Raw genomic sequence first — 12,313 nt, 5'->3', positions numbered from 1 at the left:
AGGACCCCGGTAGCCTTGGACGGTGACCGCACCAGCATCGAGCTCCTATTCCCTCACGCTCTCCTGCCCCGACCGGCCGGGCATTGTCCACGGAGTGTCCGGGGCCCTCGTCGCCGCCGGTGCGAACATCACCGAGTCCCAGCAGTACGGGAGCGCGGACACGGGAACCTTCTTCATGCGCGTGGCACTGGCCACGGACGCCGGGGAGGCCGAACTGCGCCGGCAGCTGGAGCCGGTCGCCCGTTCCTTCGGTATGGACTGGGAGCTCAACGTGGACGGCACGCCCACCCGGACGCTGATCCTGGTCTCGAAGGCCGCCCACTGCCTCAACGACCTGCTGTTCCAGCACCGCTCCGGCACGCTGCCCATCGAGGTTCCGGTGATCGTCTCGAACCATCCCGACCTTGCGGACCTCGCCGCGTTCTACGGGGTGGAGTTCCACCACATCCCCGTGACCCCGGAGACGAAGGAAGACGCCGAGGAGCAGCTGCGCGCGCTCATCTTTGAACACCGGATCGACCTCGTGGTGCTCGCCCGGTACATGCAGATCCTCAGCGACCGCCTCTGCGCCGACCTGCGCGGGCGGGCCATCAACATCCACCACTCCTTCCTGCCCTCCTTCAAGGGGGCGCGCCCCTACCACCAGGCGCATGCCCGCGGCGTGAAGCTGATCGGCGCCACGGCGCACTACGTCACCGGGGCCCTTGACGAGGGCCCGATCATCGAACAGGAAGTGATCCGGGTCGACCACGCCCGCAGCGTCGAGCAGTTCGTGGCGATCGGCCGGGAACTGGAGGGCCGCGCTTTGGTGCAGGCCGTGCAGTGGCACGCCGAACACCGGGTCCTGCTCGACGGGCACCGGACCATCGTGTTCAACTAGGCCGCCTCCGCCCGGACCCGCACCCTGCCCCTCCCCTATGCTGGCCGTATGGCCCACCTCATCAGCATCAACGGAACCAGTCCGAGCATCGCCGGCACGGCATTCACGGCACCCACCGCATCGATCATCGGCGACGTGGTGCTCGGCGAGTCGGCCAGCGCCTTCTATGGGGTCAGCGTGCGCGCCGATACCGCGCCCATCCGGGTGGGCGAGGGAAGTAACCTCCAGGACAATGTGGTGGTCCATGCCGATCCGGGCTTCCCCACGACCATCGGCAGCGGGGTCAGCGTCGGCCACGGCGCCGTGGTCCACGGCTGCACAATCGAAAACGATTGCCTGATCGGCATGAACGCCACGGTGCTCAACGGGGCGGTCATCGGGTCGGAGTCGCTGGTGGCCGCTGGCGCCGTCGTGCTCGAGGGGACGGTCGTCCCGCCCCGCTCGCTCGTGGCCGGCGTCCCCGGGAAGGTCCGCCGGCCACTCTCCGATGAAGAGGTGGCCGGAATCCGGGAGAACGCGTTGAGCTACCGCAGCCTCGCACAGCAGCACCAAGCTGCGTTAACTTCTTGACTACAAGCGGGCGCTGAGGCACCCTTGGATACATGCGCGCAGAACCCGCCTCGACGACGAGGATCCACCCCGGCGCACTGCTTCCGCGGCCGGGATCCCAGTCAGCACTCCGGGAACAGAACCAGCAGCGCATCATCCGGGCCCTGGTCAACGGAGGCCCCCAGACGCAGGCGGAACTCGCCCGCCAGACCGGACTCTCGACCGCCACGGTCTCGAACATCGTCAAGGTGATGGCCGGGAGCGGGATCGTCACCACCGTCCCCACCACGAGTTCGGGGCGGCGGGCCCTTTCCGTCATCCTCAATGACAACGGATCGGTTGCCGCCGGAATCGACATCGGCCGCCGCCACGTGCGGGTGGTGCTCGCGGGACTCGACTACCGCATCCTGCGCGAGCAGGCCGCGGCCCTGCCCCTCGGGCACAGCGCGGCGGAGGGCCTTCGGGTCGCCGCGGACCTGCTCGACACGGTGCTGAGCCAGGCCGGCATTTCCCGGTCGGCAGTGCTCGGCGCCGGTATCGGCATTCCCGGCCCGATCGACCGGCGCACCGGCACCGTGGTGCAGGGCGCGATCCTGCCCGAGTGGGTCGGGATCAACATCCGGGAGACCTTCGGCGCCCGGCTCGGTATGCCCGTCTACATCGAGAACGACGCCAACCTCGGCGCCCTGGCCCAGATCACCTGGGGCCAGCACAGCCGGGTGGAGAACCTCATGTTCATGAAGGTCGGCTCCGGCATCGGGGCGGGCCTGATCCTCAACGGCTCGCTCTTCTACGGCAATGTGGGGATCACCGGAGAGCTCGGGCACACAACGATCAGCGAGCACGGGCTGGTGTGCCGGTGCGGCAACCGCGGCTGCCTCGAAACCGTCGCCTCGACCTCCACCATGATCGAACTGCTCAACCGTGGATCCGGCCAGCCGGTGGACACCCAGGGCATTGTCGAACTGGCCCTGGGCGGTGACACCGCGGCCCTGCGCGTGATCGACGACGCCGGGCTGGCCATCGGGCGGGCCGTGGCCCACGTGGCGAACCTGATCAACCCCGAAGTGGTCGTGATGGGCGGGCCCCTGACGGGGCTCGGGGACATCCTGCTGAACCCCATCCGCCGCGGCCTCCTGCGCCACTCAGTGCCCATTGTCGGCGAGACGACGAGCGTTCACATGTCCGCGCTCGGGGACCGGGCCGAGGCGCTCGGGGGCGCCGCCGTCGTCCTGTCGCAGCCGGCACGCGCGGTCATCCCGCTGGTCCCTTCGTAACTGTTAGGAGTCAAAACACTGCGTCTTGCGTTCAAGACTTGACGGCAAGCGTAGGGGCAGGGTTCAATTCTTTTGGGTCGCTTCGGAGGCCTGCACCGAGACAACGCCGTCATTGCCGGGAGGCTTCAATGGAGAACCACACAATCCTTGAGATGCGATCGATCACCAAGGAATTCCCTGGCGTCAAGGCCCTTTCCGATGTTTCGATCACTGTGCGTGCCGGCGAGATCCATGCGATCTGCGGCGAGAACGGCGCCGGCAAGTCCACCCTGATGAAGGTCCTGTCCGGCCTGTACCCCTACGGGGACTACTCCGGATCGATCATCTTCCAGGGCTCCGAGGTCCAGTTCAAGGACATCCGCTCCAGCGAGGCCGCCGGCATTGTCATCATCCACCAGGAACTGGCCCTCATCCCCGAGCTCTCCATCGCCGAGAACATCTTCCTAGGCAATGAGCCGACCCGCTTCGGGGTCATCGACTGGGACAAGGTCAACCGCGAAACCCTCGAACTGATGGCCCGGGTGGGACTCTCCGAACACCCCACCACCAAGATCAAGGACATCGGCGTCGGCAAGCAGCAGCTCGTCGAGATCGCCAAGGCGCTCAGCAAGTCGGTGAAGCTGCTCATCCTCGACGAGCCCACCGCCGCCTTGAACGAGACCGACTCCCAGCACCTCCTGGACCTCATGTCCGGGCTGCGCTCCAAAGGCATCTCGTGCATCATGATCTCCCACAAGCTCAACGAGATCGAGCAGATCGCCGACTCGATCACGATCATCCGCGACGGCAAGTCGATCGAAACCCTCCATGTGAAGGAGGACGGCGTCGACGAGGACCGCATCATCCGCGGCATGGTCGGCCGCTCCCTCGAATCCCGCTTCCCGGAGCACACCCCGAAGCTGGGCGAGGTGTTCTTCGAGGTGCGCGACTGGACCGTCGGCCACCCCTCGGTCCCCGACCGGCTCGTCGCCAAGGGTTCGAACTTCTCCGTGCGCCGCGGCGAGATCGTCGGGTTCGCCGGCCTCATGGGCGCCGGACGCACCGAACTAGCGCGCTCCGTCTTCGGCCGCTCCTACGGCAACTTCAAATCCGGACAGATCTTCATCAACGGCAAGGAGGTGACGCTGAAGTCCGTGCCCCAGGCCATCGAGGCCGGCCTGGCGTACGTCACCGAGGACCGCAAGTCCCTCGGCCTGAACCTGCTCGACGACATCAAGTCGACCACCGTCTCAGCGAACCTGAAGAAGATTACCCGCAACCTCGTCGTCGATAAGGACGAGGAGTACAAGATTGCGGAGGAATACCGCAAGTCGCTGCGCACCAAGACGCCCAGCGTCAACGAGGGCGTCGCGAAGCTCTCGGGCGGGAACCAGCAGAAGGTGGTCCTGTCGAAGTGGATGTTCACCGACCCCGAGCTGCTGATCCTCGATGAGCCCACCCGCGGCATCGATGTCGGTGCCAAGTTCGAGATCTACGGGATTATCCAGCGCCTCGCCTCGCAGGGCAAGGGAGTCATCGTCATCTCCTCCGAGCTTCCTGAACTGCTCGGGCTGTCCGACCGTATTTACACAATCTTTGAGGGTGCCATCACCGGTGAGATCGCCCGGGAGGACGCAAGCCAGGAATCCCTCATGAAATTGATGACCGCCAGCAAAAAAGCTGCCTGACCGAAGCCCCTAGGACGCCAACCATGAATTCCCTCAAGAAAATCTTCGGCGGAGACACCCGCCAGTTCGGGATGATCTTCGCGTTGATCGCGCTGGTCATCTTCTTCCAGTGGCAGACCGGAGGCAAGACGCTGACCTCCGGCAACATGATGAACCTCTTCAACGGCAACTCCTACATCCTGATCCTCGCGATCGGGATGGTGCTGGTCATCATCGCCGGGCACATCGACCTCTCCGTCGGTTCCGTGGCGGCCTTCGCCGGCATCGTCGTGGCGATCGCCATGCGTGACTGGGGCCTGCCGTGGTTCGGCGGGATCCTCGTCGGCCTGCTTCTGGGCGCCCTGATCGGGGCCTGGCAGGGCTTCTGGGTCGCCTATGTCGGGATACCGGCGTTCATCGTGACCCTCGCCGGCATGCTGCTCTTCCGCGGCGCCAACCAGTTCGTCGGCAAGTCCAACACGGTCCCGGTTCCCGAGGGCTTCCAGTACATCGGCTCCGGCTACCTCCCCGAGGTCGGCCCGGTCACCGGGTACAACAACCTCACGGTCCTGCTGGGCCTGCTCCTTGTCGCCTTCGTCATCTACAGCGAACTCCGCAGCCGCAAGCGCCTGGCCCGGGTCGGCGCCGAGGTCCCCGAGATGTGGGTCTCCCTCGTCAAGGTGGGGCTGATCTCCGCAGCCATCCTGTACGCGACCTACCTGTTCGCCACCGGCCGTCCCGGCACCTCCTTCCCGATCCCGGGCCTGATCCTCGGCGCCCTGGTCGTGATCTTCGGCTTCATCTCGAACAAGACCATCGCCGGCCGCCACGTGTACGCCGTCGGCGGCAACCGGCACGCCGCTGAGCTCTCCGGAGTCCAGAGCAAGAAGGTCAACTTCATGGTCATGATGAACATGTCCATCCTGGCGGCCCTGGCCGGCATGATCTTCGTGGGCCGCTCCACCGCCTCCGGCCCGTTCGACGGCGTCGGCTGGGAGCTTGACGCTATCGCTGCGGTCTTCATCGGCGGCGCCGCGGTGACCGGCGGCGTGGGTACGGTCATCGGCTCGATCATCGGCGGCCTGGTGATGGCCGTGCTGAACAACGGCCTGCAGCTGCTGGGTATCGGCGCGGACATGACCCAGATCATCAAGGGTCTCGTGCTGCTCGTCGCCGTCGCCTTCGACGTCTACAACAAGACCCAGGGCAAGCCCTCAATCACCGGCCTCCTGACCCGCAACTTCGGCAACAAGTCCAAGCCGGACCTGCCGAGCGAGGTCCGGAGCCCCGACAGCGAGCAGTCGATTTCCACCAAGGAAGTCATCTCCAAATCCTGACGGCCGGCACCTTCACGGTGGCGCCCGACAAGTTTCAACCGTCCGAAAAAAGCAAGCTAAAGAAAGAGAATGGAATGCGTAATTTCGCAAAATCCTTTGCGGCAGTCGCTGCAATCTCGGCGCTCGCGCTGACCTCCTGCGGCCGTGAAGATGCGGGCACCGGCAACGAGGGCGGCGGCGGTGGCGGCGAAGCGGCCGCCGGAGGCTTCGAGGAAGGCACCGCGATCGGCGTCGCCCTTCCCCAGAAGACCTCGGAGAACTGGGTCCTGGCCGAAAAGCTGTTCAACGACGGCCTGACCGAGGCCGGTTACGAGCCCGACGTGCAGTTCGCCAACGGCGGTGTTTCGGAGCAGCAGAACCAGATCAACTCCATGATCACCAACGGCGTCGAGGTCCTGATTGTCGGTGCCATCGACGGCGCCCAGCTGGGTAGCCAGCTGTCACAGGCCGCCGAGGCCGGCATCACCGTCATCGCGTACGACCGCCTCCTCACGAACACGGAGAACGTCGACTACTACGTGGCCTACGACAACTTCCAGGTCGGCGAGCTGCAGGGCCAGGCCCTGCTCGACGGAATGGCAGAGAAGGGCGAAGGACCCTACAACGTCGAGCTGTTCGCTGGATCCCCCGACGATGCCAACGCCCAGGTCTTCTTCGACGGTGCGATGAGCGTCCTCAAGCCAAAGATCGACGACGGCACGCTGAACGTCGTCTCCGGCCAGACCGAGTTCAACCAGGCAGTCACTCAGGGCTGGAAGGCGGAGAACGCCCAGCGCCGCATGGACACCCTGCTCTCCGGAAACTACGACTCCGAGGAACTCCACGGCGTCCTGTCCCCCAACGACACCCTGGCCCGCGCCATCCTCACCTCGGTGAAGGCCGCTGGCAAGGACATCCCCATCGTCACCGGCCAGGACTCCGAGGTTGAGTCGGTCAAGTCGATCATCGCGGGCGAGCAGTACTCGACCATCAACAAGGACACCCGCGACCTGGTGGAGCACTCCATCACCATGGTCGAAGGCCTTGCTGCCGGCGAGGAGCTGGAAGTCAACGACGAAGAGTCCTACGACAACGGCGTGAAGGTCGTTCCGGCCTACCTGCTCGAGCCGCAGATCGTCACCAAGGAAAACGCAGCAGAGGCCTACGCCGACGATCCCACGCTCTCCGAGATCGTCAAGTAACCTTTTAGATCCGGCCCTGCGACGGGCTGAGCGGGGAATCCCGGTACCGCCTCGGCGGTACCGGGATTTCTTCTTGTCCCGCCGGATACCGGACCGGGCACCGGGCCAGCCACCGGAAGCAGCCGTGGCGCGGACCCGGACACGGCGTCGGCGCTGGACCGCGGGGGCTTTCGCCGAAAGGATGAGGTCATGACACCTCACCAGCGATTCGTTGTTCAGCCTCCCTGCGCCGGGCCCGGGGCGCCCAGCCCCCTGGCGGCCACCGGCCGCCCCCTGCGGTGGGGGGTCGTGGCCACCGGCGGCATCGCCTCGAAGGTCACCGCGGACATCGCCCTGCTTGAGGACGCCGTCCTGCACGCCGTGAGCTCCCGCAGCGCCGACCGGGCCCGTGAGTTCGCCGGGCGGTTCGGCTTCGCCGCCAGCTACGGGGATGCCGGCGGGGTGCCCGGGTACCAGCAGCTCTTCGACGACCCGGACGTCGACGTCGTCTACGTCACCACCCCGCACGCACAGCACTTCGAGGTGGCCCGCGCTGCCCTGGCCAGCGGCAAGCACGTCCTGTGCGAAAAGCCCTTCACCGTCAACGCGGCCGAGGCCGCGGTCCTGATCGACCTCGCCGCCGCCCGCGGCCGATTCCTGATGGAGGCCGTGTGGACGCGCTTCCTGCCCAGCGTCAACCGCGCCCTGGACATCATCGCCTCCGGCGAACTGGGCGAGATCCGTTGGGTGCAGGCCGACCTCGGCTTCCCCGCAGGCTACAACCCGTCCAGCCGGATCTGGGACCCCGCCGCCGGCGGCGGAGCGCTGCTCGACCTCACCGTGTACCCCCTCACGTGGGCCGTCGGCGCCCTCGGCTTCCCCGCGTCGGTCTCCGCCTCCGGGGAACTGAACGGGGACGGGGTGGACGTCCAGAACGCCGTGACGCTCAGCTATGAAGGGGGCGCCCAGGCCCAGCTGACCTCCTCCCTCGGCGCCCTTGGCCCGGCCTCCGCAACCGTTGCCGGCAGCGGCGGCTGGCTGCGCACCGGCGGCGGGCCGCTCCACAACCCGCGCGAGCTCACGGTCCAGCCGCAGGGCGGCGAGCTGCGGACCGAAACCTTCGACTCCGTGGGCGCCGGGTACACCTACGAGCTGCGGGAGACCACCCGCTGCATCCAGGCCGGGCTGATCGAGAGCCCCACCATGCCGCTGGCGGACACGCTCACCACCATGCACCTGCTTGACGGGATCCGGGCCCAGCTGGGGCTGCGCTACGCCAACGATTCGGTGTAGGGCCGTCCTTTCAACCCGAGAAGGCCGCCCCCGCGGATGCGGGAGCGGCCTTTTCGGGTGGACGGTTGCCGGTCGTTGGAGCCGGGTGGCCCGTCAGGCGGCGAGGATCGCCAGGACTTCCTGGAGCTTCTGCGACGGACGCATCGCGGAGGCCACCTTGGTGACGTCGGGGTGGTAGTAGCCGGCGATGTCGACGGGCGAGCCCTGCACGGCGAGGAGTTCGGCGACGATCGTCTCCTCATTGGACGCCAGCGCCTCGGCGACCACGGAGAAGGCCTGCGCCAGTTCGGTGTCCTCGGTCTGCTGGGCGAGTTCCTGCGCCCAGTACCGCGCCAGGTAGAAGTGGCTGCCGCGGTTGTCGATCTCGCCGACCCGGCGGCTCGGCGACTTGTTCTCAAGCAGGAACGTGCCGGTGGCCCGGTCAAGGGTGTCGGCGAGGATCTGCGCGCGCGCATTTCCGGTCGACACCGCGAGGTGCTCGAAACTCACGGCCAGTGCGAGGAACTCACCGAGGCTGTCCCAGCGGAGGTGGTTCTCCTTCAGGAACTGCTGGACGTGCTTCGGCGCCGACCCGCCGGCGCCGGTCTCGAAGAGTCCGCCGCCGTTCATGAGGGGAACCACCGAGAGCATCTTGGCGCTGGTCCCCAGCTCGAGGATCGGGAACAGGTCGGTGAGGTAGTCGCGCAGGACGTTGCCGGACACCGAGATGGTGTCCTCTCCCTTGCGGATCCGCTCCAGGGTGAAGGCGGTGGCCTTTTCCGGGGTCATGATCTCGATCTGCAGGCCCTCGGTGTCGTGCTCCCCGAGGTACTCCCGGACCTTGGCGATGAGGTTGGCGTCGTGGGCGCGGCTCTCGTCGAGCCAGAACACAGCGGGCATTCCCGACGCACGGGCGCGCGTCACGGCGAGCTTGACCCAATCGCGGATGGGCGCATCCTTGGTCTGGCAGGCCCGCCAGATGTCGCCCGGCTGGACCTCGTGCTCGATGAGGACGGTTCCCGCGCGGTCGAGGACCTGTACGGTGCCGGCCGCGGCGATCTCGAAGGTCTTGTCGTGGCTGCCGTATTCCTCGGCGGCCTGTGCCATCAGTCCGACGTTCGGGACGGTGCCCATGGTGGTGGGGTCGAAGGCGCCGTTGGCCCGGCAGTCATCGAGGACCGCCGTGTAGATGCCGGCGTAGCTGCTGTCGGGGATGACCGCGAGCGTGTCGGCTTCCGATCCGTCCGGCCCCCACATGTGTCCGGAGCTGCGGATCATCGCCGGCATGGAGGCGTCGACGATCACGTCGCTGGGCACGTGGAGGTTGGTGATGCCCCGGTCGGAGTCGACCATGGCCAGCTTCGGGCCCTCGGCCATGCCCTTCTCGATGGCGGCCTTCACGCCGTCGCGCACGTCGGCGGGCAGCGCGTCGAGCCCACCCAGGATCGAGGCGAGGCCGTTGCTCGGGCTGAGGCCGGCGGCGGCCAGCTGCTCGCCGTAGGTGGCGAACAGCTCGGGCAGGAAGGCCTTCACCACGTGCCCGAAGATGATGGGGTCCGAGACCTTCATCATGGTGGCCTTCAGGTGGACCGAGAACAGCAGGTCCTCCTGCTTGGCGAGGGCGACTTGTGCCTTCAGGAACTCGTCGAGGGCGGCCACGCGCATCACAGTGCCGTCCACCACCTCACCGGCGAGGACGGGGACGGACTCCTTCAGGACGGTGGTGGCGCCGTCGGCATCGACGAACTGGATACGGAGGGTGTCCTCGGCGTCGAGAACGACCGACTTCTCATTCGACCGGAAATCGTCGGCGCCCATGGAGGCCACGCGGGTCTTCGACTCCGGCGTCCACGCGCCCATGCTGTGGGGGTTCTGGCGGGCGAAGTTCTTCACCGAGGCGGGGGCCCGCCGGTCGGAGTTGCCTTCGCGCAGGACGGGGTTGACGGCGCTGCCCTTGACCTTGTCGTAGCGGGCGCGGGCTTCCTTCTCCTCGTCGGTGGCGGGGGCGTCCGGATAATCGGGCAGCGCGTAGCCCTGGCCCTGCAGCTCGGCGATTGCGGCCTTCAGCTGCGGGATCGAGGCGCTGATATTGGGGAGCTTGATGATGTTCGCCTCGGGGGTCTTCGCGAGGGCTCCGAGTTCGGCCAGCGCGTCGGGCACCTGCTGGTCTTCGGTGAGGCGGTCGCCGAAGAGGGAGAGGATGCGGCCCGAGAGCGAAATGTCGCGGGTTTCGATGTCCACTCCGGCCGTCGACGCGAACGCCTCGATGACCGGCAGGAATGAGTAGGTTGCCAGCATGGGCGCTTCATCGGTGTGAGTGTAAATGATCTTGGCCATTGGCGTCTCCCTGGGAGTCTTCGGATGCTGTGGATTCTGGGTATCCCTCGGTTCCAACCTACCCGAGGGGCTGGCCGGAGCTAGTGGAAGAAGTGCCGTGCGCCGGTAAAGTACAGGGGAACGCCCGCTGCGTTTGCGGCGTCGATCACTTCGGAGTCACGCACCGATCCCCCGGGCTGGACGACGGCGCGCACCCCGGCGTCCAGCAGGATCTGCAGGCCGTCGGCGAAGGGGAAGAAGGCATCGGAGGCGGCGACCGACCCGCGGGCGCGCTCGACGCCGTCGCCGGCGAGCGTGTTGGCCCGCTCCACGGCCAGCCGGCAGGAGTCGAGGCGGTTGACCTGGCCCATGCCCACTCCCACCGAGGCACCGTCCGCGGCCAGCAGGATGGCGTTGGACTTCGCGGCCCGGCAGGCGCGCCAGGCGAAGGCGAGGTCGGCGAGGGTTGCCTCGTCGACGGGCTCACCGGCGGCGAGGGTCCAGTTGGCGGGGTCGTCGCCGTCGGCCTGCAGCGCGTCGGCCCGCTGGACGAGCACGCCGCCGGAGACCTGGCGCAGCTCCACCGGCTCCCGCCGGTAGCCCTCGGGCAGGACGAGGAGGCGGATGTTCTTCTTCTGAGAGAGGATCTCCACGGCCTCGGGGGCGAATCCCGGGGCGATCACGACCTCGGTGAAGATGTCCTTCACGGCCTCGGCCATGCGGGCGCTGACCTCCCGGTTGGCGGCGATCACGCCGCCGAAGGCCGACACCGGGTCGCAGGCGTGCGCCTTGGCGTGGGCGTCGGCGATCGGGTCCTCCGCGCCGGCGGCACCGACGGCGACACCGCACGGGTTGGCATGCTTGATGATCGCCACTGCGGGCTCATCGAAGTCGAAGGCGGCGCGCAGGGCGGCGTCGGCGTCGACGAAGTTGTTGTAGCTCATGGCCTTGCCGTGCAGCTGGGTGGCCTGGGCGATGCCGGGGGCCGCGGCCTTGTCGGCGTAGAGGGCCGCCGGCTGGTGCGGGTTCTCGCCGTAGCGCAGCACCTCGGAGCGTTCCAGGGCCTGCCCGGCGTAGGCAGGCCACACGATGTTCCCGGAAGTGTCCCCCTCGGTGTCATCGCCGAACTGGGCTGCGGTCCAGGTCGCCACCGCGGTGTCATAGGCGGCGGTGTGAGCGAAGGCCAGCGCCGCGAGGCGGCGGCGGGCGCCGAGGTCGAATCCGCCCTGCTCCGCGGCGGCGACGACGTCGGCGTACCGGGCCGGGTCGACGACGACGGCGACCGAGGGGTGGTTCTTCGCGGCGGAGCGCACCATGGCGGGGCCGCCGATGTCGATCTGCTCGACGACGTCGTCGGGGGCGGCGCCGGAGCGGACCGTCTCGACAAAGGGGTAGAGGTTCACGACGACGAGGTCGAAGGCCTCGACGTCAAGCTCGGCCAGCTGGGCGACGTGCTCGTCGCGGCGGCGGTCGGCGAGGATGCCGGCGTGGATCTTGGGGTGGAGGGTTTTGACCCGGCCGTCGAGGCACTCGGGGAAGCCGGTGACCTCGGACACCTCGGTCACAGGCACTCCGGCCGCGGCGATGCGGGACGCCGTGGAGCCGGTGGAGACGAGGGCTACCCCCGCCGCGGAGAGGCCGCGGGCCAGATCCTCCAGACCGGTCTTGTCGTACACCGAGATCAGGGCCCGGCGGATGGGAACACGGTCAAGATGGGTGGGGCTCACGCAGATCTCCGTACTGTGGCTGTGCGGGGGGTCGCACCAATTCTATAGGCGCTCCGGCGAGGGCCCCGGACCGGCGTAGAATCGGACCTGCACAGATTAGAGTCATCAGGACTTTAACTCGGCATTTCTGCGTTGCAGATCACCAGGGA

Annotated in this window: 9 protein-coding genes; 7 read left to right on the top strand and 2 right to left on the bottom strand. The window is 67.5% G+C overall.

The genetic code is table 11. The features are described from left to right. Nucleotides 1-22: 22 nt before the first annotated feature. From purU to I6N91_RS01055, 7 genes are all read left to right on the top strand, one after another. The gene (purU, locus tag I6N91_RS01085) at nucleotides 23-880 is read left to right on the top strand and encodes a formyltetrahydrofolate deformylase (protein ID WP_198810070.1); all 858 of its coding nucleotides are present in this window, start codon (nucleotides 23-25) and stop codon (nucleotides 878-880) included. A gap of 48 nt (nucleotides 881-928) precedes the next feature. Continuing rightward, entirely contained in the window at nucleotides 929-1,450 is a 522-nt protein-coding gene (locus I6N91_RS01080) for a gamma carbonic anhydrase family protein (protein WP_198810069.1), read from the top strand. A 32-nt stretch (nucleotides 1,451-1,482) separates the two neighbouring features. Further along, the gene (locus tag I6N91_RS01075) at nucleotides 1,483-2,706 is read left to right on the top strand and encodes an ROK family transcriptional regulator (RefSeq protein ID WP_198810068.1); all 1,224 of its coding nucleotides are present in this window, start codon (nucleotides 1,483-1,485) and stop codon (nucleotides 2,704-2,706) included. Between the two features lie 128 nt (nucleotides 2,707-2,834). After that, on the top strand, nucleotides 2,835-4,373 hold the full coding sequence (mmsA, locus tag I6N91_RS01070) for a multiple monosaccharide ABC transporter ATP-binding protein (RefSeq protein WP_198810067.1): 1,539 nt from the start codon (nucleotides 2,835-2,837) through the stop codon (nucleotides 4,371-4,373). A gap of 23 nt (nucleotides 4,374-4,396) precedes the next feature. Next, entirely contained in the window at nucleotides 4,397-5,689 is a 1,293-nt protein-coding gene (gene mmsB, locus I6N91_RS01065) for a multiple monosaccharide ABC transporter permease (RefSeq protein ID WP_198810066.1), read from the top strand. A gap of 74 nt (nucleotides 5,690-5,763) precedes the next feature. After that, on the top strand, nucleotides 5,764-6,870 hold the full coding sequence (locus I6N91_RS01060; RefSeq protein ID WP_198810065.1) for a sugar-binding protein: 1,107 nt from the start codon (nucleotides 5,764-5,766) through the stop codon (nucleotides 6,868-6,870). Nucleotides 6,871-7,059: 189 nt separating this feature from the next. Beyond that, nucleotides 7,060-8,142: a Gfo/Idh/MocA family protein gene (locus I6N91_RS01055; protein WP_198810064.1), complete on the top strand. Its 1,083-nt coding sequence runs from the start codon at nucleotides 7,060-7,062 to the stop codon at nucleotides 8,140-8,142. Between the two features lie 93 nt (nucleotides 8,143-8,235). Here the strand turns inward: I6N91_RS01055 and I6N91_RS01050 are convergent, their stop codons facing one another. After that, a complete protein-coding gene (locus I6N91_RS01050) occupies nucleotides 8,236-10,458 on the bottom strand; it encodes an NADP-dependent isocitrate dehydrogenase (protein ID WP_198810063.1) in 2,223 nt (740 codons plus the stop codon). Between the two features lie 80 nt (nucleotides 10,459-10,538). After that, the gene (purH, locus tag I6N91_RS01045; protein WP_198810062.1) at nucleotides 10,539-12,164 is read right to left on the bottom strand and encodes a bifunctional phosphoribosylaminoimidazolecarboxamide formyltransferase/IMP cyclohydrolase; all 1,626 of its coding nucleotides are present in this window, start codon (nucleotides 12,162-12,164) and stop codon (nucleotides 10,539-10,541) included. Nucleotides 12,165-12,313 lie beyond the last annotated feature (149 nt).

The sequence above is a fragment of the Arthrobacter sp. MSA 4-2 genome (genome assembly GCF_016405885.1).
Taxonomy (GTDB): Bacteria; Actinomycetota; Actinomycetes; order Actinomycetales; family Micrococcaceae; genus Arthrobacter_D.
Note: the sequence above shows the minus strand (reverse complement) of the source record. Positions and strands in the feature narration are given on the sequence as shown.

Bases quoted from the DNA above. Each gene is read 5' to 3' on its own strand.
- I6N91_RS01080 (WP_198810069.1), top strand. From the start codon at position 929: ATGGCCCACCTCATCAGCATCAACGGAACCAGTCCGAGCATCGCCGGC.
- I6N91_RS01075 (WP_198810068.1), top strand. From the start codon at position 1,483: ATGCGCGCAGAACCCGCCTCGACGACGAGGATCCACCCCGGCGCACTG.
- mmsA (WP_198810067.1), top strand. From the start codon at position 2,835: ATGGAGAACCACACAATCCTTGAGATGCGATCGATCACCAAGGAATTC.
- mmsB (WP_198810066.1), top strand. From the start codon at position 4,397: ATGAATTCCCTCAAGAAAATCTTCGGCGGAGACACCCGCCAGTTCGGG.
- I6N91_RS01060 (WP_198810065.1), top strand. From the start codon at position 5,764: ATGCGTAATTTCGCAAAATCCTTTGCGGCAGTCGCTGCAATCTCGGCG.
- I6N91_RS01055 (WP_198810064.1), top strand. From the start codon at position 7,060: ATGACACCTCACCAGCGATTCGTTGTTCAGCCTCCCTGCGCCGGGCCC.
- I6N91_RS01050 (WP_198810063.1), bottom strand. From the start codon at position 10,458: ATGGCCAAGATCATTTACACTCACACCGATGAAGCGCCCATGCTGGCA.